This window comes from Pandoraea vervacti (assembly GCF_000934605.2).
Lineage (GTDB): Bacteria > Pseudomonadota > Gammaproteobacteria > Burkholderiales > Burkholderiaceae > Pandoraea > Pandoraea vervacti.
In genome coordinates this window covers 1712333-1732662 of sequence record NZ_CP010897.2, presented here as the reverse complement: position 1 = coordinate 1732662, position 20330 = coordinate 1712333, and the positions used below count along the sequence as shown (strand labels likewise).

At 61.9% G+C, this 20330-nt stretch carries 14 protein-coding genes and 1 pseudogene; 8 read left to right on the top strand and 7 right to left on the bottom strand.

Going from position 1 to position 20330, the window contains the following annotated elements; genetic code table 11:
* Nucleotides 1-4: 4 nt before the first annotated feature.
* Nucleotides 5-379: an HAD family hydrolase gene (locus UC34_RS07775; protein ID WP_052810940.1), complete on the bottom strand. Its 375-nt coding sequence runs from the start codon at nucleotides 377-379 to the stop codon at nucleotides 5-7.
* A 338-nt stretch (nucleotides 380-717) separates the two neighbouring features.
* Here UC34_RS07775 and UC34_RS07770 point away from each other — a divergent pair, with 338 nt between their 5' ends.
* A complete protein-coding gene (locus tag UC34_RS07770) occupies nucleotides 718-1674 on the top strand; it encodes a LysR family transcriptional regulator (RefSeq protein WP_044455090.1) in 957 nt (318 codons plus the stop codon).
* A 153-nt stretch (nucleotides 1675-1827) separates the two neighbouring features.
* On the opposite strand, the gene UC34_RS07760 is transcribed toward UC34_RS07770, so the two are convergent.
* The 6 genes from UC34_RS07760 to oxlT form a co-directional block, all read right to left on the bottom strand.
* Nucleotides 1828-2601, bottom strand: a complete 774-nt coding sequence (locus UC34_RS07760; protein WP_044455088.1) for a fumarylacetoacetate hydrolase family protein — start codon at nucleotides 2599-2601, stop codon at nucleotides 1828-1830.
* 188 nt (nucleotides 2602-2789) lie between these two features.
* Nucleotides 2790-4037, bottom strand: coding sequence for a formyl-CoA transferase (frc, locus tag UC34_RS07755; RefSeq protein ID WP_044455087.1), 1248 nt, complete (start codon nucleotides 4035-4037; stop codon nucleotides 2790-2792).
* Nucleotides 4038-4634: 597 nt separating this feature from the next.
* Complete coding sequence (locus tag UC34_RS07750) at nucleotides 4635-5075, bottom strand: PAS domain-containing protein (protein WP_044455086.1); 441 nt, start codon at nucleotides 5073-5075, stop codon at nucleotides 4635-4637.
* A gap of 287 nt (nucleotides 5076-5362) precedes the next feature.
* Nucleotides 5363-6613 carry a formyl-CoA transferase gene (gene frc, locus UC34_RS07745; protein ID WP_044455085.1) on the bottom strand — a complete coding sequence of 417 codons (1251 nt, stop codon included), beginning with the start codon at nucleotides 6611-6613 and terminating at the stop codon, nucleotides 5363-5365.
* 27 nt (nucleotides 6614-6640) lie between these two features.
* A complete protein-coding gene (gene oxc, locus UC34_RS07740; protein ID WP_237165269.1) occupies nucleotides 6641-8419 on the bottom strand; it encodes an oxalyl-CoA decarboxylase in 1779 nt (592 codons plus the stop codon).
* A gap of 216 nt (nucleotides 8420-8635) precedes the next feature.
* The gene (oxlT, locus tag UC34_RS07735; protein ID WP_044455084.1) at nucleotides 8636-9982 is read right to left on the bottom strand and encodes an oxalate/formate MFS antiporter; all 1347 of its coding nucleotides are present in this window, start codon (nucleotides 9980-9982) and stop codon (nucleotides 8636-8638) included.
* 760 nt (nucleotides 9983-10742) lie between these two features.
* On the opposite strand from oxlT, the gene UC34_RS07730 reads away from it, so the two are divergent.
* The 7 genes and pseudogenes from UC34_RS07730 (at nucleotide 10743) to fdhF (ending at nucleotide 20252) form a co-directional block, all read left to right on the top strand.
* Nucleotides 10743-11756, top strand: coding sequence for a 2-dehydropantoate 2-reductase (locus tag UC34_RS07730; RefSeq protein ID WP_044455083.1), 1014 nt, complete (start codon nucleotides 10743-10745; stop codon nucleotides 11754-11756).
* A gap of 621 nt (nucleotides 11757-12377) precedes the next feature.
* Nucleotides 12378-12596, top strand: a complete 219-nt coding sequence (locus UC34_RS07725; RefSeq protein ID WP_044455082.1) for a hypothetical protein — start codon at nucleotides 12378-12380, stop codon at nucleotides 12594-12596.
* Nucleotides 12597-12625: 29 nt separating this feature from the next.
* Nucleotides 12626-13339, top strand: coding sequence for a GntR family transcriptional regulator (locus UC34_RS07720; protein ID WP_044455081.1), 714 nt, complete (start codon nucleotides 12626-12628; stop codon nucleotides 13337-13339).
* A 324-nt stretch (nucleotides 13340-13663) separates the two neighbouring features.
* Nucleotides 13664-14927 (top strand): annotated as a pseudogene (locus UC34_RS07715) (IS110 family RNA-guided transposase).
* A 396-nt stretch (nucleotides 14928-15323) separates the two neighbouring features.
* A complete protein-coding gene (locus UC34_RS07710) occupies nucleotides 15324-15791 on the top strand; it encodes a formate dehydrogenase subunit gamma (RefSeq protein WP_044455080.1) in 468 nt (155 codons plus the stop codon).
* Nucleotides 15788-17374, top strand: coding sequence for a formate dehydrogenase beta subunit (locus UC34_RS07705; RefSeq protein ID WP_044455079.1), 1587 nt, complete (start codon nucleotides 15788-15790; stop codon nucleotides 17372-17374). The genes UC34_RS07710 and UC34_RS07705 overlap by 4 nt, the downstream gene beginning before the upstream one ends.
* Nucleotides 17375-17387: 13 nt before the next feature.
* Complete coding sequence (fdhF, locus tag UC34_RS07700; RefSeq protein ID WP_157123074.1) at nucleotides 17388-20252, top strand: formate dehydrogenase subunit alpha; 2865 nt, start codon at nucleotides 17388-17390, stop codon at nucleotides 20250-20252.
* Nucleotides 20253-20330 lie beyond the last annotated feature (78 nt).

The following is a 20330-nucleotide window of genomic DNA, read 5'->3' as shown; positions in this document are numbered from 1 at the left end:
AAACTCAGGCCGCTGCGGCTCGCGGCGCCTGCATCGAACGGCCTTCATTGGCAGCTTCGAAGCAACGCACCTTCGTGCAGTGAATCAGGTCGCAAAGGAATTCCGGCTCGTAGGCGCGCAGCAGGTGCGGCTGATGTCCGTCGAGGTAGGCCCCGATCATCGTCAGCTCGGCCATGCGCAGCGCCTGCGCCGAAGCGCCTTCGAGATACGCCAGCGGCAAATCCTGGTTGCCGGTGGTATGCAGCAAACGGGTGTAGGTGTGGTTATCCCAATACCAGTCCAGACCCAGTTCGACGAACGCGTTGTTGAACGCGTGCAGATGAGCGTTGGCAACCGGTGCCAGGGCGGCGGGTTTGATATGCGATTCGATGACCGACATGATGGCGTCTCCCAAAATAGTGATCGTCCAAACCCGCGCAATGCCTGACGTGACGGCGCTGCCTCTGCTGCTCCTGCTGCTGCGACTCACGCTGCCAATCCTGCCAAAGCTGCGTTCTTCGCCTTGCTGTCACACCACTTTCATGCGGGCTGCCATTGCAGATTACGCAGCCCGACATATAAAAGACAGTTAAAGTTAATTATGCAAACCATCAACGATTACTTATACTTCCCGAATACCTTGACGCGCAAACAAGCGACGTCTTAAAGCCTCATTCGGGCCTCATTCACGCCTCATTCAAGCGTGACTCAAGCCTTTTCCAACCGGATGCCCGCCGCATGAAACACGCCACGCTGCGCCAACTGAAAGTCTTCGAAGCCGTCGCGCGACATCTGAGCTTTTCGCGCGCCGCCGAAGAGCTTCACCTCACGCAACCGGCCGTCTCGACACAGGTCAAGCAACTTGAGACACATGCCGGACTGCCGCTCTTCGAACAGCTCGGCAAGAAGATCTTCCTGACCCCGGCGGGCAGCGAAATGCTTCACTACAGCCGCGCGATCATTGCGCTCTTTCGCGAAACCGAAGAGGCGATGGACCACCTCAAGGGCATTACCGGCGGCAAGCTCAACGTCGCGGTCATCAGCGCCGGCGACTACTTCTTCCCCCGGCTGCTCGCGGCATTTACCGTGCGTCATCCCGGCGTCACGCTCAATCTCACGGTGCACAACCGCGAGGAACTGCTGCGTCAGTTGACCGAGAACCTGACGGACCTGGCGGTGATGGTGCGCCCGCCCCACGAAATCGACACGATCAACGAAGCGTTCGCGCCTCACCCGTACATCATCGTGGCGCCGCCCGATCATCCCCTCGCCGGTCAGAAGCAGATTCCGTTTTCGCGACTCACACAAGAGCCGTTCATCAGTCGCGAGCGCGGGTCCGACACCTGGAACTCCCTGCAGGACGCCTTCGGCCACCGCACGCAACAACTGAAAATTGCGATGGAGATCGCGAGCACGGAAACCATCAAACAGGCGGTGGTGGCCGGCATGGGAATCAGCTTCCTGTCCGCCCACACCGTCGGCATGGAGCTGCAGACGGGCCAGCTGACGGTGCTCGACGTACAGGGCTTTCCGGCATGGCAAAGCTGGTACGTCGTGCATCGTCGCAGCAAGCGCTTGCCGCCGGTCGCCCTCGCCTTCCGTCAATTTCTGCTCTCGGAAGGCGCCGCGCTGATCGACGGCATGATGGCCTACAAAAGCGCCGCGCCGCCGCCCGCAGGCAGCGACACGAAATAGGCCGAGATGGCTTGCCCGGCCAGGCAGATCGTTCGGATCGTTGCGGTCTGCCGAATGAAAAAGGGCGATCGACTCAGGCCATTGCCACCCCGGCCGATCACCGTGAAATCGGTTGCGTTTGCGTTGAATTGCGTCGAATACGAAGTGCGGCGATCACCCGCCCATGCGGTTCGCAAGCGTGCCCAGTGCGTCGATGCTCACTTCCACCAGCGAGCCCTCTTTCATCGAGCCCACGCCGATGGAGGTGCCCACCGCAATCACATCGCCGGGCAGCAAGGTCATGTCCTGAGACAGGCGCGCAACGATCTGCCACGGGTTGAAGATCATGTCCGCGAGCGGATAACGTTGGCGCTGCGTGCCGTCGAGCGTCGTGATCAGTTCGGCCTCGCGCCAGTCGAAGTCCTCGGCAATGAACGGGCCCACACAGCCGAACGTGTCGAAACCCTTGGCGCGCGTCCACTGCGCGAAGTTGCCGTCCTGCTCGATGATTTCAGCGGCCGTAACGTCGTTGACTAGCGTGTAGCCGAGGATGTAATCGCGCGCCGCCGCCTCGCTCACGTTGCTTGCCGGCTTGCCGATCACGATACCCAGCTCGCCCTCGAAGACGATCTTCCCGGCATACGACGCCGGACGCCGAATCACGGCGTCGGGACCGTTGAGCGTGGTGGCAGGTTTGATGAGAAACAGCGGATGCGACGGTGCGGCCTTGCCGAGCTTTGCGCCGAGCGCGTGGAAGTTGTTCCATAGCGCCACGATTTTCGACGGCTCGCATGGGCATAGCAGATCGACCGCGTCGCGCGCAATCGTCGCGCCGGTCGCCACCGGCTGATCGTAGAGATCGCCGCGATGTTCCAGAATGTGATCGCCCTGCAAAAGGCCAAAGCCGATGCGACCATGTGCGGTCTTGAAACGAGTCCAGAGCTTCATGCGTTTGCCATTCCTTTTTCGATGAGGCGGCGCGGCAAGGTTCGCCGACGGCGCGCTTCACGCGATGTCTTGAAGTCATTTACGTCTGCCCAATACCCGCCTTGTGTGCGGGGCATACCTGGCACGGATTCGCGTAGCGTCGGGCGCGATCCACGCGTGATCGCCCCCGCTGACGTTCGCCTCGCGCGTCAGACCGCGCCGATTTCGCGCAGCGCGGCGATCTGCTGCTTGCTGTAGCCGAATTCCGAGAGCACGTCGTCCGTGTGCTCGCCGAGCAGCGGCGAGCGTTCCACCTGCGTGGGGCTGTCGGAGAGCTTGATCGGGTTGCCCACGGTGAGGTACTTGCCACGCGTCGGGTGATCGACTTCGACGATGGTGCCGGTCTCGCGCAGCGACATGTCCTCGGCGATTTCCTTCATCGACAGAATCGGACCGCACGGGATGTCGTACTCGTTGAGAATGCGCATGACCTCGAATTTGGTCTTGGTCACCGTCCACTGTTCGATCGTGTCGAAGATCTCGCGAAGTCGCGGCAAACGCGCGCGCGGCGTCGCGTAATCCGGATGCTCGACCCACTCCGGCTTGCCGATCACCTTGCAGATCGAGCCCCATACGGGCGCTTGCGTAATGAAATAGATGTAAGCGTTCGGATCCGTTTCCCAGCCCTTGCACTTGAGAATCCAGCCAGGCTGGCCGCCGCCCGAGGCGTTACCGGCGCGTGGCACGGCGTCGCCGAATTGCCCGTTCGGGTACTGCGGATACTCTTCCATCACGCGCGCGCGCTCCAGGCGCTGCTGGTCGCGCAGCTTGACCCGACAAAGGTTGAGCACACCGTCCTGCATGGCGGTCAGCACGCGCTGGCCCTGACCGGTCATCGTGCGCTGATAGAGCGCCGTGACGATGCCCAACGCCAGATGCAGGCCCGTACCGGAATCGCCGATTTGCGCGCCGGTCACCATGGGCGGGCCGTCGTCGAAACCGGTCGTCGACGCCGCACCGCCCACGCACTGCGCCACGTTCTCGTAGACCTTGCAGTCCTGATACGGGCCCGGCCCGAAGCCCTTGACGGAAGCGACGATCATGCGCGGGTTGAGCGAGTGAATGTGCTCCCAGGTGAAACCCATGCGATCGAGGGCGCCCGGCGCGAAGTTCTCCACGAGCACGTCGCAGTCGCGAATCATGCGCTCGAGCACGGCCTTGCCTTCCGGATGCTTCGTATCCAGCGTGATGGAGCGCTTGTTGCTGTTGAGCATCGTGAAGTACAGGCTGTCCGCGTCGGGAATGTCGCGCAGCTGATCGCGCGTGACGTCACCGTGGCCCGCGCGCTCGATCTTGATCACGTCTGCCCCGAACCACGCCAGCAACTGCGTACACGTTGGACCGGACTGCACATGCGTGAAGTCGAGAATGCGCACACCTTCGAGTGCCTTTCCCATGGTTTGTCTCCTCCTGATGCGACGGCGTTTATGTAATGGGTGTGCGAGGGACGCCGATGAACGCTTTAGCGTTTCGATGGCGCCAATGTCGCGGGCCTCGCCGGATCTCAGAACGGTTCTCGCCTCTTCGGGCGCCATGTCGTTCGTCGATCAAATCTTGTGATATACGGTATTTCATACACGATATTTTATCAACGGCTTTTTGTTGCCAATGCGATTTGCTGTATCGCGGCAATTTCTCGCACGAATCTCGAGAACGCCCATTGGCAAAGGCGCTCCGCATTGCAACAACGGAATGCGCCGGATCGGCGGCTACGGGTTTACAGGCATGTGTCACCGCGATGAAATCAGGCGGCTTGATGAGGGCGCGTTATCAATGACAGTTGGATATATTGAATACAAAATACTTGTCGATTCGCCATTCACTCCCTCCCCTCCCCCCGGCAGACCGTGCGCATCGCGCGAAGGCACAAAAAAAGCACCGATGCGCATCACGCAACGGTGCTCTTTCTTCGCAGTGTCCCGGCAGTCGCTGTTTCGCCTGCCTCGTTGACAAGACGCTTTGCGTCCTGCCCGGGAATCCCGTAATCCCGTGAATCAGTTGGCCGTCGCGGCCAGCTTCGCCTCCAGTTCGGTCACGCGTTTGCGCAGCTGACGATCTTCCTGGAAGCGTGCCGTTTCATCGCGAATCACGGCCACGATGCCGGTCACCTCGCCACGCTCGCCATGCAGCAGCGCCACGGTGAAGGCGATCGACATCGCACGGCCATCCTTGTGTGCCGCAGGGACCTTGAGCAGATCGCTGCCGTACTTGGTCTGCCCAGTGGCCATCGTCTTGGCATAACCCTCGTTGTGACGTGCACGCAGCCGGTCGGGAATGATGATGTCGAGCGGCTGCCCGACGGCTTCCGCCGCAGAGAAGCCGAACATCTTCTCCGCGCCCGAATTCCAGAGCGTGATGACGTTAGAGGGGTCGGCGACGACAATGGCGTCGCCCACCACCTGTACGAGCTGATTGACGTCCACGGATGCGCTCATGATGTCTCCTAGGGTCTTGTGAGGAATGCGATCGGTACGGATCGAACGAATTGAACGAGTCGAACGAACGGAACGACTGGAACGAATGGCTGGACGATCCCGTCTCCGCCAAACATGCAGACAAATTACATCAATTAGAGGACAACGCGGTCCCGAAAATAAAAATGGGTGCCTGCTCCACGCGGAGCCGCACCCATGAACCCTTGCCTGCGACCGCGCACACGGTCGCCGCCCAAAGGCGGCAACCGGACTTGCGGCATGTCTGCTCGTGTTGGCGCTAAGCGAACTCAGACCGAACGGGCAGCGTGCAGGTGAGCGATCTGATCCTTGCTGTAGCCCAGCTCGGCCAAGATCTCGTCGGTGTGCTCGCCCAGCAGCGGCGAACCCGTGATTTCCGGCTTCAGACCCGAGAACTTGATCGGGCTGCCGACGGTCAGGTACGAGCCACGTTCCTTGTGCGGCACTTCGACGATCGTGCCCGAGGCGCGCAGCGACGGATCGTTGGCGATTTCCTTCATCGAGAGCACCGGAGCGCACGGGATGTCGAACTTGCGCAGAATATCGACCGCTTCGTACTTCGTCTTGTCGGCCAGCCATTCTTCGATGGTCGCGAAGATATCGAAGATGTGCGGTTGACGGGCTTGCGCCGTTGCGTAGTTCGGATCGCTGATCCACTCCGGCTTGCCCAGCGCGCGGCAGATCGGCTCCCAGGCGTGACCTTGGATCGTGAAGTAGATGTAAGCGTTCGGGTCCGTTTCCCAGCCCTTGCACTTGAGCACCCAGCCCGGCTGACCGCCGCCGCCGGCGTTACCGCCACGCGGCACGACATCGGTGAACTCGCCATGCGGGTACTGCGGATACTCTTCGAGATAGCCGACACGGTCCAGGCGCTGTTGGTCGCGCAGCTTCACGCGGCACAGGTTGATGACCGAGTCCTGCATCGAGACGGCCACCTTCTGACCACGCCCCGTCTGACCACGGCCGATGAGCGCCGTCAGAATACCGATGGCCAGGTGCATGCCGGTGTTGCTGTCGCCCAGCGCTGCGGCCGACACCGTCGGAGGACCGTCCCAGAAGCCCGTCGTCGACGCGGCGCCGCCGGCGCACTGCGCCACGTTTTCATAGACCTTCAGGTCATCGTAGTGGTGGCCGTCCGAGAAGCCCTTGACCGATGCCACGATGAGCTTCGGGTTGAGCTCGTTCAGGCGCTCCCACGTGAAGCCCATGCGGTCCAGTGCGCCCGGGGCGAAGTTTTCGACCAGAACGTCCGACTCCTTCACCAGCTTCTCGAGCACTTCCTTGCCTTCCGGCGTCTTCGTGTCCAGCGTCAGCGAGCGCTTGTTGCTGTTGAGCATCGTGAAGTACAAGGCATCGGCGTCGGGGATGTCGCGCAGCTGGCTGCGCGTCACGTCGCCCGAACCCGGGCGTTCCACCTTGATCACGTCAGCGCCGAACCATGCCAGCAGCTGGGTACAGGCGGGGCCGGCCTGCACGTGCGTGAAGTCGATGATCTTGATTCCTTCGAGGGGTTTGCTCATGTCATGTCTCCTTGATTGACTCGGCACTTACTTTTTCATTGCCGCGCTTTGCGGATTCAGATTCGTCAGACGGCCGCTTTCCGTACCGGCGGATTCGTCGATCACAGCGTTGATGAGCGTGGGCTTGCCCGAAGCGATGGACTCCTCCAACGCGCGGGTCAGCTCGGCCGGCGTGGTCACGTTGTAACCAATGCCACCGAATGCTTCGATCATCTTGTCGTAGCGCGCGCCCTTGACGAACACCGTCGGGGCCACGTCCTTGCCGCCCGTCGGGTTCACGTCGGTGCCGCGGTACACGCCGTTGTTATTGAAGATGATGGTGGTCACCGGCAGCTCGTAGCGGCAAATGGTTTCCAGTTCCATGCCGCTGAAGCCGAACGCGCTGTCGCCTTCGATGGCCACGACCGGCAGACCGCTAGTGACTGCCGCGCCAATCGCGAAGCCCATGCCGATGCCCATCACGCCCCAGGTACCCGAGTCGAAGCGCTTGCGCGGCTGATACTGGTCGATGATGCTGCGTGCGTAGTCGAGCGTATTCGCGCCTTCGTTGACGAGGTTGATGTCCGGGTGCTTCTTGAGGACATCGCGAATCGCGCCGAGTGCGCTGTGGAAGTTCATCGGCGACGGATTCTGCGCCAGCGTTGCCGCCATCTTCGCCAGGTTCTTGTTCTTGCGCTCCGCAATCGCGCCGGTCCACTCGGCCGACGGCTTGCCGAAGTTGGCGTCGATGCCGCCGAGCAGTGCCTTCACGCACGAGCCGATGTCACCAATCACTGGCGCCGCAATGGCGACGTTGCTGTCGATTTCCGTCGGCGAAATGTCGATCTGCACGAACTTCTTCGGTGCGGCGCCCCAGGTCTTGCCCTTGCCGTGCGCGAGCAGCCAGTTCAGGCGCGCGCCGATCAGCACGACGACATCGGCCTCTTGGAGCACGAACGAACGTGCAGCGGCAGCCGATTGCTCGTGCGTGTCGGGCAGCAGGCCCTTGGCCATCGACATCGGCAGGTACGGAATGCCGGTCTTTTCGATGAGCGCGCGGATATCCTCGTCGGCCTGAGCGTACGACGCCCCCTTGCCCAGCAGGATCAGCGGACGCTTGGCGCCCTTGATGACGTCGAGTGCACGCTGCACGGCGTCTTGCGCCGGGATCTGACGCGGTGCGGCGTCGATCACGCGGATCAGCGAATCCTTGGCCTTCTGCGCATCGATGGTCTGGGACAGCAACTTGGCCGGCAGGTCCAGATAGACGCCGCCCGGACGGCCCGAGACGGCTGCGCGAATCGCGCGGGCCAGGCCCACGCCGATGTCTTCGGCGTGCAGCACGCGGTAGGCCGCCTTGCAATACGGCTTGGCCGCATTGAGCTGATCCATTTCTTCGTAATCACCCTGCTGCAAGTCGACGATCTCGCGCTCGCTCGAGCCGCTGATGAGAATCATCGGGAAGCAGTTGGTGGTCGCGTTGGCAAGCGCCGTCAGGCCGTTCAGGAAGCCCGGTGCGGACACCGTCAGGCAGATGCCCGGCTTTTGCGTCATGTAGCCGGCGATGGCGGCCGCATGGCCTGCATGTTGTTCGTGGCGAAAGCCGATGAAGCGCAGGCCTTCGGCTTGTGCAAGACGCGCCAGGTCGGTGATGGGAATCCCCACCAGACCGAAGATGGTGTCGATGTCGTTCGCTTTCAGGGCATCGATGACCAGATGGAAGCCATCGGTCGTTGCTGCCTCGGACACGATGTTCGCGTGTCGGCTGTTGTCTTCGAGCGTATCGTTTTCCGCCTTGCCGACTGGCACGGTCATCGCAATGGACATAATTCTCTCCTCCAATTTTTCCGGTTTCAGTGTTGCGTCGTCTTGTCTGACGATTAGTGGGTATTCCTTTACTGCCTCTTTACTTGCTCACCCGGTCGTGCAACCGAACCGGTGACGGTTCGGGTTGCACGCCGGTCAAACATGTCGCTAATCAAGCCAGCCAGTCTGCTTTCTACTTAGTACTACTTAACGTCAAGATGACGTATCCCGTTCGCCTTACGTGGTGCTGCGGCTCAGGTCCGCCGCCTTCACCACCGGCTCGCTCGACTCCGCCTTGTAGTCGCTCGCGTAACGCTGTGCCAGACGGGCACGCATCGGCTTGAGGACGAACAAGGCAAGGAAGGCAGCGAAGGCGTTCATGGCGCAAGCGATCATGAACACGGCCTGCCAGCTACCGGTCGACACGGTGATGATGCTCGAGAACGGCACCAGCAACGCGGCGGTTCCCTTCGCGGTGTACAGCATGCCCGCGTTGGTGGCGGCGTACTTCGAACCATACGTATCGGCGCACGTCGCCGGGAACAGGCTGTAGATCTCACCCCAGGCGAAGAACACCAGACCAGTCAGGATCACGAAGGCCACCGGGTGCTGGCCGAATTTCGCCAGGGCGTAAATCCCCGCCGCTTCCATCGCAAACGCGATGAACATCGTGTTTTCCCGTCCGATCTTGTCCGAGATCCAGCCGAACACCGGACGCGTCACCCCGTTGAGCACACGGTCAATGGCCAGTGCAAAGGTGAGTGCGGGCAGCGTGAGACCGAGAATCGAGACCGGCGCCTGATCGAGGCCGTAGTCCTTGGCGATCGGGCCGAGCTGAGCCGTGGCCATCAGGCCGCCTGCAGCCATCAGCACGAACATCAGGTACATCAGCCAGAACACCGGGGAGCGCATGACTTCGGTCGGCTTGGCGTTGTAGCGCATTGCACCCGGCGCCAGCTTCTTGAGCGCTTCGATCGATGCCGGCGGATTGGCAAGCGCCAGACCCAGCAACAGCACGATGATCCCCTGGCCCAGCCCGAAGGTCAGGAAGGTGTTCTCATAGCCGCTCGACTTGATCATGTTGGCGATCGGCACCACGGTCAGTGCCGAACCGGCGCCGAAACCGGCAGCCGTCAGGCCCGCAGCCAGGCCGCGGCGATCCGGGAACCACTTCAGCGCGTTGCCCACGCAGGTGCCATACACCGCACCGGCGCCCACACCACCGACCGCCGCTGCGAAATAGAGCATCGGCAGCGACGATGCATAGGCGTTGAGCACCCATGCGATGCCGCACAACAGACCGCCGCCGACGACCACCGGGCGCGGGCCGAACTTGTCGACCAGATACCCTTCGATCGGCACCAGCCAGGTTTCCGTCACGACGAAAATCGTGAACGCCACCTGAATGGCCGTACGGCCCCACCCATACTTCTCGTCGATCGGGTTGACGAACAACGTCCACCCATATTGCAAGTTGGCGATCATCGCCATGCAGATCACGCCGAATACGAGCTGGACCCACGGGCTCGCGAACGGTGACTGCTTACCGTGTTGCTTTGTCGTCTCCACTTGTACCTCCTCCATCGGTTTTCAGTTGTCTGGCAGCTTCACAACAACAACACCTTCCGGATGGGGTCTACGCCCCCTGGGTATGCTTTACGAGGTCTTAGCCTCGTCGACTTGTCTCTGATGCCTACGGAATCCCTTGCATCTCCCGTAAATATACCGAACGAAATATACGATATATCAGATATAAGTCAACACTAATTTATTGCTGTCCTCGTTTTCCCCCTCGCGTGCCGAAGTCGTTTTCGTCCATTGCTGCGAAAACGACCACGGCACGCGAGGCACTGTCCTAAGTGGCGGCTAGATACAGTAACGCAACTGTAGGACGGAGCGCCGCAACAACGCAATGCGAAAACACTAAGGAGTTAACCTGATCCGAGAACCTTGCCCGACAAGGCGCTCAGGCCTTTTATATCGGGCTCCTTGCGAATTTTTGAAACGAGCACAAAGTGATATTTCTGTGAATTTCATTCACAAGCAATCATTCTCACTCCATCCGATCACCCGCTGTAACACGCCGTAATAATTCAGTTGTCGCGACTGCCGAGGCATTTCACAAGTGCAATTCATGCCCGCCCCGCTCACACATCCCCAGGCCCCGAAAGCGCCTTTTTTCCGGCGCCTGCGGGGAAACCATGAGACCAAATGACCCGCGAAGGCTTGGCGCTATTCTCCTTGTGATATACGATATACAACATTTGGTATTAGAAAAAACATAAGAATAAAGCGGCCCAATACCAGGCCCGGGTTTCGATTGACCTTTGGAGGGAGAGACTTCATGAAGATTTGCATCTATGGCGCTGGCGCCATCGGCGGTTATCTCGGCGTGCAACTCGCGCGCGCCGGAGCCGATGTCAGCCTGGTGGCACGTGGACCGCACCTGGCGGCCATGCGCGAGAACGGACTCAAGTTGCTCATCGATGGCGAAGAACGTGTCGCCCATCTGCGCTGCACCGACGATGCGCGCGAACTCGGGCATCAGGACTACGTGGTCATTGCCCTCAAGGCACACTCGGTACCGTCGGTACTCGATGCGATGCAGCCGCTGATCGGCCCGAATACGGCCGTGGTCACGGCGGTCAACGGTATTCCCTATTGGTACTTCTATAAACACGGCGGCGCGCTCGAAGGCACGACGCTCGAGAGCATCGATCCGGGCGGTCGCCAGTGGCGCGAACTCGGCCCCGAGCGCGCCATCGGCTGCGTGGTCTATCCGGCCACGGAAGTCGTCGCGCCGGGTGTGATCCAGCACGTCTACGGCAACAAATTCCCGCTCGGCGAAGCGAGCGGCGAGCGTACCGAACGGGTGGAAAAGCTCTCGCAAATGATGATCGCCGGCGGGCTCGACGCACCGATTCGCGAGAACATTCGCGACGAGATCTGGCTCAAGCTCTGGGGCAACCTCTGCTTCAACCCGATCTCGGCGCTCACGCATGCCACGCTCGACATCATTGCGAGCGACCCGGGGACCCGGGCGGTGGCGCGCGCCATGATGCTCGAAGCCAAAGCGATCGGCGACAAGTTCGGTGTGCATTTCCGCGTGGACGTGGAGCGTCGCATCAACGGTGCGGGCGCGGTCGGCGCGCACAAGACCTCGATGCTTCAGGATCTGGAGCGCGATCGCGCGATGGAAATCGACCCGCTGGTCTCTGTCGTGCAGGAGATGGGACGTCTGGCCAATGTGCCGACGCCGACGCTCGACGTTGTGCTTGCGCTCATCAAACAGCGCGAATTCATGACCCGCCCCGACGCCGTTGCCGCCGCACAGGAACGCCTGGCGAAGGCCGCCTGACCGGCGTCGTCGAACTGTCCGGCATGGGTCGACGTCGGCGTTGTTTCCCGGAGACAGCGCGAACACGAGGTATACCCGAGGCGCGAAACATCGCGTCTCGGCGCCAACCTCTCGGTCCTCTATATATAGAGGGCCGTGCAGCGAGGTCGACATGGCCGTGTCGATAGCGTCAGCGGCTGCTCCCGAATTGGCTTGTCGTGCCGCCACCGGCCTTCCGGTCGCGGCCGATTTTTTACCGCATCCCTGTACGTTGCGCCGGGGGTGCCGGAAAAACCAGCTGTGGTTTCGCGGCAACGCAATAACGTGCATTTGCGCCACCGAAGCGCCTGACAAGAAACACTGAAAATCGCGCGCGTCATCCGCGTCCCGAAATCCGCACCATTGCAAGCTGCACGGACATCCGAGGAGGTGCATCGCCATCATCGTCGTCATGAACAGTATCGGAAAAAGAGACAAATCCGAGCCGGGTAAGCGCAGTGTGACCTGAAGAACGTCCCGAAAAACGATAAATTTTGATATTCGGTATGTGGTATATCTTGAGACTTGTTGCGGCGCGACATACAATGCAAAGCAAGTTCTCCCCCACAACACGACCCGTCAACTTTTATCTGGAGTGTCACCATGTTAGTCGCTGCCCTTACTCTGCTTGCCCTGGCTTCCGCCCTCGCCGCCGGTGTTGCGATGGTTCATCTGTTCGTCGCCCTGCCCGCCAAAATGCTCGAAAAGGCCGAATCGAATGGCCGCTTCGCTTATCTGGCGGAAACCACGCAGGCAAATGAATCGGGTAAACTCGTCTCGAAGCCGGCAACTCTCGTGGGGCAGCAAGCATTGCGCCTCTGAAGGGGCCGTAATACCTAGGAGACTATTGCATGTCCCTGATCACCCCAACTCCGGTGCGCGTGACCCCACTCGCACTGGAGCCGATCGACACCACTACGAGTTTTCGTAATCAGGCGTATGCGCTGCTGAAAAAAGCCATCGCCGATGCCGATATCTATAACCAGAAGGAAGAGATTCGCCTGGACGAGCGTCAGCTCATCCAGGTGCTTGGCGTTTCGCGCACGCCGATTCGCGAAGCCATGACCTTGCTGGAACAGGAAGGCTTTTTGCGTACGGTGCCGCGCCGCGGCATCTTCATCATCCGCAAGACCAAGCGTGAAATCGTCGAAATGATTCAGATGTGGGCAGCCCTGGAGGGCATGTCCGCGCGCCTGGCGACGCAAAACGCGAGCGACGAAGAGATCGCCAAGCTGCGTCACTTGTTCGACGAGTTCGTCAATGCCCCGCCGACGGATCATATTGAAGAGTATTCCGACGCGAACATCGACTTCCATCAGGCATTGATCAATCTCGGCGGCTCGCAGGCGATTGCCAATACGATCAAGAACCTGTTCATTCACGTTCGCGCCATTCGCAAGGTGACGATCGCTCAGAACGACCGGGCAGCACGCTCCATCGTCGATCATCTGAAGATCATTACCGCATTGGAGAAGCGCGACACGGAGCTCGCCGAAAAACTTGCGCGCGACCACACGCTGGGTCTGGCCGCGTTCGTCGAAGAACACTGCGACTTCCTCGAATAAGCGATCGACCGAAGCAATCGACGTCTGCAAGGCGCGTGGTGCACGCGTCGACGAAAAAAGCCAGTGACATGGAAATGCCACTGGCTTTTTTCTGGCCTCTCGCTCTGCTCGTCGCGGGTCGCCCCCCCGCTCTGCGGGCCTTCCGCCCGCCCCCGTTACTATGTTCGCACCTCGATAATCGAGGTTTTGGCCAGCCAGGCCCGGCATGATTCCCGCCCCCAGTCGTAACCATGATCCGGGGGGTGTTGTCACCGGGTCTGGTGGGTGGCTGGTGATCGCTGATAGGGGTTTGGCACGGATATTCCGACGCCGTCCGTAACGTGGATGCCGAGACTTGCCACCAGGGTTCTTGCAGGCCAATTCACTTTTTGTGCCAACTGCAATGCATAACTTTCCACTTCATGACGCCGTCGATGTCTTCATCGGCGTCGACGTCGGCAAAGGCCACCACCATGCCGTCGCTCTCGATCGCAACGGCCGTCGCCTCTACAACAAGGCCCTGCCTAACGATGAGACCCAACTGCGCGCCCTCATCGATGAGTTGAAAGCCCACGGCCAGCTCCTGTTCGTCGTCGATCAGCCGGCTACCATCGGCGCACTGCCGCTGGCCGTAGCCCGCGACGCCGGTACGCTAGTCGCCTACTTGCCAGGTCTGGCTATGCGTCGCATCGCCGACCTGCACGCAGGCGAAGCCAAGACCGACGCGCGCGACGCCGCCGTCATCGCAGATGCCGCACGCACCATGCCGCATACGCTGCGCTCATTGCGTCTGGCCGATGAGCCGCTCGCCGAGCTCACTATGCTGTGTGGCTTCGACGACGACCTGGCCGCCCAAGCCAACCAAACCAGCAACCGCATTCGCGGCCTGCTCACGCAGATTCATCCCGCGCTTGAGCGCGTGCTCGGACCTCGCCTGGATCATCCCGCCGTGCTCGATCTGCTTGAGCGCTACCCCTCACCCGCAGCACTGGCGGCCGCGGGCCAAAAAACGCTGGCGAATCGCCTGATCAAGCTCGCACCACGCATTGGCAAGAGCTTGGCCGCCGACATCGCGCAGGCGCTTACCGAACAAACCGTAGTCGTGCCGGGTACTCATGCCGCCACGCTGGTCATGCCGCGTCTGGCCCAGCAACTGGCCGCCCTACGCAAGCAACGCGACGAGATCGCCGCCGAGGTCGAGCGCCTGGTGCAAAGCAACCCTCTTTGGCCGGTCCTGAGCAGCATGCCCGGAGTCGGGCTCAGGACCGCAGCGCGACTCCTGACCGAGGTGGCGCACAAGGCCTTTGCCTCGGCCGCCCACCTGGCGGCCTATGCCGGCCTAGCGCCGGTGACCCGGCGCTCTGGCGCCTCGATTCGCGGCGAACACCCCTCTCGACGTGGCAATAAGGTACTCAAACGCGCCCTGTTTCTCTCGGCCTTTGCGGCTTTGCGAGACCCGATCTCAAGGGCTTACTACAGTCGAAAAATCCAGCAGGGCAAGCGCCACAACCAGGCACTTATCGCGCTGGCTCGCCGGCGCTGCGACGTCCTTTTTGCCATGCTACGCGACGGCACTTTTTATCAACCCAAAACGGACCCCAGTGCTTGACGAACTACATAGGGGCACCCTCCGCCTTCCGGCGCCCTCCGTGTTGCACCTCACTCGCCTGCCCTCTCCCGCCTCATCGGAACCGGCGTTCCGAATTGGGGTAAACGATCCCGCGAAACCGCTTGTCACGCTATTGCACGTATACCGTATATGATATATCGTGTTTCACATACTGACCGAAGGTTGACGAAGTAAGCAACGGGCGAGAGACCGACCCCGTGCGGCATATGGTGGGGGCTATGTGCCGCACGCTCATACGGCGCCGCGCTGATCGCTAGACCCGAGCAGCGTCTCCGTATGTGACCAATGGGTCTCTCGCCCCGGGGCAGGACAAGAACATATCACCACCCTCAGGCGTGCCGTTCCCCACGGCGGGCCACACAGGAGACAACAGCCATGCGCGAGGCTTTTTCCATCGCGACGGTGCAAGCGATTCTGGACAGTCATGCCACACAGGAAGGCCCCCTTCTGCCAATCCTTCATGACGTTCAGGACGCTTTCGGCTACGTTCCCCCGGATGCCGTATCCGTCATTGCCAATGCCCTCAATCTGTCTCGCGCCGAAGTCCATGGCGTGATCACGTTCTACCACCACTTCCGCACCAGCCCGCCGCCGCGGCACGTCGTCCAGATCTGTCGCGCCGAAGCGTGCCAGAGCATGGGCGCCGATGCGCTCGTCGCGCACGCCGAACGTGTGTTGAGTTGCACGATGCACGGCCACAGCGGCGATGTCGCACTCGAACCGGTGTATTGCCTCGGTCAGTGCGCCACCTCGCCCGCCATCACGATCGACGACAAGCTGCACGCGCGCGTCACCCCCGAGAAATTCGACCGTCTGGTCGCCCGCGCCAAGGATGCCGTATGAGCCAGTCCGCCACGCCCAGCAAGGTGCGCCTCTACCTTCCCCGCGACTCCGCCGCGCTCGCCCTGGGCGCCGACGAGGTCGCGCAAGCCATCGTTGCGCAAGCGGCCCAGCGCGGTATCGATATCGAGCTGATCCGCAACGGCACGCGCGGCATGCTGTGGCTCGAACCGTTGCTTGAAGTCGTGACACCCGCAGGTCGCGTCGCTTATGGCCCCGTCGATGTCGACGACGTCGCAAGCCTGTTCGACGCGAACGTGACCGGTGGCGGCGACCATCCGCTGGCCCTCGGCCTGACCGAAGAGATTCCATACTTCAAGAACCAGGAACGTCTGACGTTCGCCCGTGTAGGCGTCACCGACCCCGTCTCGGTCGACGACTATGTCGCGCATGACGGATATCGCGGCCTGCGCAACGCCCTCGCGCTCGACGGCGCAGCCATCGTGGCGCAAGTCACGGAATCCGGCCTGCGCGGTCGCGGCGGTGCGGCATTCCCGACCGGCATCAAATGGAAGACCGTGCTGAACACGCCCGCCGCGCAAAAGTACATCGTGTGCAACGCGGACGAAGGCGATTCGGGCACGTTCGCGGACCGCATGCTGATGGAAGGCGACCCGCTCGTGCTGGTCGAAGGCATGACGATTGCCGGTATCGCCGTGGGCGCGACGCGCGGCTACATCTATGTGCGCAGCGAATATCCGCATTCCATTGACGTGCTGAACGAAGCGATCGCGAACGCCAACAAGGCGGGCTACCTGGGAGAGAACATTCTAGGCTCGGGCCAGACCTTCCACCTGGAAGTGCGCAAGGCGGCCGGCGCTTACGTCTGCGGCGAAGAAACGGCGCTGCTCGAGAGCCTCGAAGGCAAGCGCGGCGTGGTGCGCGCCAAGCCGCCGCTGCCCGCCATCGAAGGTCTCTTTGGCCTGCCGACGGTCATCAACAACGTGATCTCGCTCGCCTCGGTGCCGATCATCATGGATCGCGGCGCCGAGTTCTACAAGCATTTCGGCATGGGGCGCTCGCGAGGCACCCTGCCCATCCAGCTCGCGGGCAACATCAAGCACGGCGGCCTCATCGAGAAAGCCTTCGGTGTCACGCTGCGCGAAATTCTGTACGACTACGGCGGCGGATCGATCACCGGTCGCCCACTGCGCGCCGTGCAGGTCGGCGGCCCACTGGGTTCGTACCTGCCCGAATCGCAGTGGGACACGCCGCTCGACTACGAAGCCTTTGCCGCGCTCTGGGCCGTGCTCGGCCACGGCGGCATCGTGGCGCATGACGACACCGTCGATCTCGCCAGGCTTGCGCGCTACGCGATGGAGTTCTGCACCATCGAATCGTGCGGCAAGTGCACACCGTGTCGCATCGGCTCGACACGCGGCGTCGAAGTCATGGACAAGATCATCGACGGTCGTGACCGTCCCAAGCAGATCAAGCTGCTGCGCGACTTGTGCGACACGATGCTCAACGGCTCGCTGTGCGCCATGGGCGGCATGACGCCCTACCCCGTGCTGTCTGCGCTGAATCATTTCCCCGAAGACTTCGGCGCGGCCGAACCGTCGAATCTGCCGACCAAGGCCGCCTAGGAGAGCCCCGATCATGATGGACCCGATGTTTGAAAAGGACTACGGCACCCCGCGCCGCGAGTCGACCAAGGAAGTCACGCTGGAGATCGATGGCGAGCAGATCACCGTGCCTGCGGGCACGTCGATCATGCGTGCGGCCTCCGAGGGCGGCGTGAACGTGCCCAAGCTGTGCGCGACCGACTCGCTGGAGCCGTTCGGCTCTTGCCGCCTGTGTCTGGTGGAAATCGAAGGCCGTCGCGGCTTTCCGGCATCGTGCACCACGCCGGTCGAGCCCGGCATGAAGGTCCGCACGCAATCGCCGAAGCTGCAGGAACTGCGCAAGGGCGTGATGGAGCTGTACATCTCCGACCACCCGCTGGACTGCCTGACGTGCGCGGCGAACGGCGACTGCGAATTGCAGGACATGGCCGGTGTCACAGGCCTGCGCGAAGTGCGTTACGGCTTCGACGGCGCCAACCACTTCGACAGCGAGAAGGACGAGTCGAATCCGTACTTTACCTACGACGCCTCGAAGTGCATCGTCTGCAACCGCTGCGTGCGCGCCTGCGAGGAAACGCAGGGCACGTTCGCGCTGACGATCTCGGGCCGAGGCTTCGAAGCCCGCGTCTCGCCGGGCCAGGATCAGCCGTTCATGGATTCGGAGTGCGTGTCGTGCGGCGCCTGTGTGGCCGCCTGCCCGACCGCAACGCTGCAAGAGAAGTCGGTCATCCATCTCGGTCAGGCCGAGCACGCCAAGATCACCACCTGCGCCTATTGCGGCGTGGGCTGCTCGTTCAAGGCGGAGATGAAAGGCAATGAAGTCGTGCGCATGGTCCCGCACAAGGACGGTCAGGCCAACGAAGGCCACGCCTGCGTGAAGGGCCGCTTCGCCTGGGGATACGCCACGCACAAGGACCGTATCCTGACGCCAAAGATCCGCAAGAAGATTACCGATCCGTGGCAGGAAGTGTCGTGGGACGAAGCGCTCGATTACGCCGCCTCGGAGTTCAAGCGCATTCAGGCCAAGTACGGACGTGATTCCATCGGCGGTCTGGTGTCGTCGCGTTGCACCAACGAGGAAGACTACCTCGTGCAGAAGCTGGTGCGCGCGGCATTCGGCAACAACAACGTGGACACCTGCGCCCGCGTATGCCACTCGCCGACCGGCTACGGCCTGAAGGCGACGCTCGGCGAATCGGCCGGCACGCAGACATTCAAGTCGGTCGAGCACTCGGACGTGATCCTCGTGATGGGCGCGAACCCGACCGACGGTCATCCGGTGTTCGGCTCGCGCATGAAGAAGCGTCTGCGTCAGGGGGCGAAGCTGATCGTGATCGACCCGCGCCGCATCGACCTGGTGAAGAGCCCGCACATCCATGCCGACTATCACCTGCAACTGCGTCCGGGCACGAACGTCGCCATGATCAATGCGCTGGCGCACGTGATCGTCACCGAAGGCCTGATGGCGGACGACTTCATTGCCGAGCGTTGCGAAGACCGTGCCTTCCAGCAATGGCGTGACTTCATCGCGCGTGCCGAGAACTCGCCCGAAGCGACCGAAGTGCACACTGGCGTACCGGCGCACCTCGTGCGCGGCGCGGCGCGGCTGTACGCCACGGGCGGCAACGCCGCGATCTACTACGGGCTGGGCGTCACGGAGCACGCCCAGGGTTCGACCACGGTGATCGGTATCGCCAACCTCGCCATGGCCACCGGCAACGTGGGCCGCGACGGCGTGGGCGTGAACCCGTTGCGCGGTCAGAATAACGTGCAGGGTTCGTGCGACATGGGGGCCTTCCCCCACGAACTGCCGGGTTATCGTCACGTGTCGGACGCCAGCGCGCGCGCATTGTTCGAAGCCGAATGGGGCGTCGAGCTGCAACCCGAGCCGGGCCTGCGTATTCCGAACATGTTCGATGCGGCGCTCGCGGGCACCTTCATGGGTCTGTACTGCCAGGGCGAAGACATCGTCCAGTCCGATCCGAACACGCAACACGTCACGCATGCGCTGGAGCAGATGGAATGCATCGTGGTGCAGGACATCTTCCTGAATGAAACGGCGAAATACGCGCACGTGCTGCTGCCGGGCTCGTCGTTCCTCGAAAAGGACGGCACCTTTACCAACGCCGAGCGTCGCATCTCGCGCGTGCGTCAGGTCATGCCGCCGCGCGCCGGTTATGCCGACTGGGAAGTGACGATCCAGCTTGCCAAGCGTCTGGGTTACGAGATGAACTACTCGCACCCGTCGGAAATCATGGACGAGATTGCACGCCTCACGCCGACCTTCCGCGGCGTGAGCTACGAGAAGCTCGACCGCCTGGGCAGCGTGCAGTGGCCGTGTAACGACGACGCGCCGCAAGGCACCCCGGTCATGCACATCGACGAATTCGTGCGCGGCAAGGGCAAGTTCCTCATCACCCAGTACGTCCCCACGGACGAAAAGGTCACGCGCCGCTTCCCGCTCATTCTCACGACCGGGCGGATCCTGTCGCAATACAACGTGGGGGCGCAGACGCGTCGTACGGACAACAACCACTGGCACAGCGAAGACCGGCTAGAACTCCATGCGCACGATGCCGAGGAACGTGGCATCAAGGACGGCGACTGGGTCGGCATCCAGAGCCGCGCGGGCGAGACCGTGCTGCGCGCGCTCATCAGCGACCGCATGCAGCCGGGCGTGGTGTACACCACGTTCCACTTCCCCGAATCGGGGGCGAACGTGATCACGACCGACAATTCGGACTGGGCCACGAACTGTCCCGAATACAAGGTGACGGCCGTGCAGGTGACGCCGGTTGCGCAACCGTCGGAGTGGCAGCGTCAGTACTCGGACTTCAACCGTCAGCAGGAGGCGTTCCTCGGACACGCCCACAATGCGACGGAGGCGAGCGCGAGCTAAGTCGCGCGCGTCTGGGGAAACGACGCGCGCGGTGGATATCACGCAGGGATCATTCGGGATCAACAGGAATCAACAAGG

Excerpts from the sequence above, each read along its gene's own strand:
- UC34_RS07775 (WP_052810940.1), bottom strand. The coding sequence starts at position 379 with ATGTCGGTCATCGAATCGCATATCAAACCCGCCGCCCTGGCACCGGTT.
- UC34_RS07770 (WP_044455090.1), top strand. The coding sequence starts at position 718 with ATGAAACACGCCACGCTGCGCCAACTGAAAGTCTTCGAAGCCGTCGCG.
- UC34_RS07760 (WP_044455088.1), bottom strand. The coding sequence starts at position 2,601 with ATGAAGCTCTGGACTCGTTTCAAGACCGCACATGGTCGCATCGGCTTT.
- frc (WP_044455087.1), bottom strand. The coding sequence starts at position 4,037 with ATGGGAAAGGCACTCGAAGGTGTGCGCATTCTCGACTTCACGCATGTG.
- UC34_RS07750 (WP_044455086.1), bottom strand. The coding sequence starts at position 5,075 with ATGAGCGCATCCGTGGACGTCAATCAGCTCGTACAGGTGGTGGGCGAC.
- frc (WP_044455085.1), bottom strand. The coding sequence starts at position 6,613 with ATGAGCAAACCCCTCGAAGGAATCAAGATCATCGACTTCACGCACGTG.
- oxc (WP_237165269.1), bottom strand. The coding sequence starts at position 8,419 with ATGTCCATTGCGATGACCGTGCCAGTCGGCAAGGCGGAAAACGATACG.
- oxlT (WP_044455084.1), bottom strand. The coding sequence starts at position 9,982 with ATGGAGGAGGTACAAGTGGAGACGACAAAGCAACACGGTAAGCAGTCA.
- UC34_RS07730 (WP_044455083.1), top strand. The coding sequence starts at position 10,743 with ATGAAGATTTGCATCTATGGCGCTGGCGCCATCGGCGGTTATCTCGGC.
- UC34_RS07725 (WP_044455082.1), top strand. The coding sequence starts at position 12,378 with ATGTTAGTCGCTGCCCTTACTCTGCTTGCCCTGGCTTCCGCCCTCGCC.
- UC34_RS07720 (WP_044455081.1), top strand. The coding sequence starts at position 12,626 with ATGTCCCTGATCACCCCAACTCCGGTGCGCGTGACCCCACTCGCACTG.
- UC34_RS07710 (WP_044455080.1), top strand. The coding sequence starts at position 15,324 with ATGCGCGAGGCTTTTTCCATCGCGACGGTGCAAGCGATTCTGGACAGT.
- UC34_RS07705 (WP_044455079.1), top strand. The coding sequence starts at position 15,788 with ATGAGCCAGTCCGCCACGCCCAGCAAGGTGCGCCTCTACCTTCCCCGC.
- fdhF (WP_157123074.1), top strand. The coding sequence starts at position 17,388 with ATGATGGACCCGATGTTTGAAAAGGACTACGGCACCCCGCGCCGCGAG.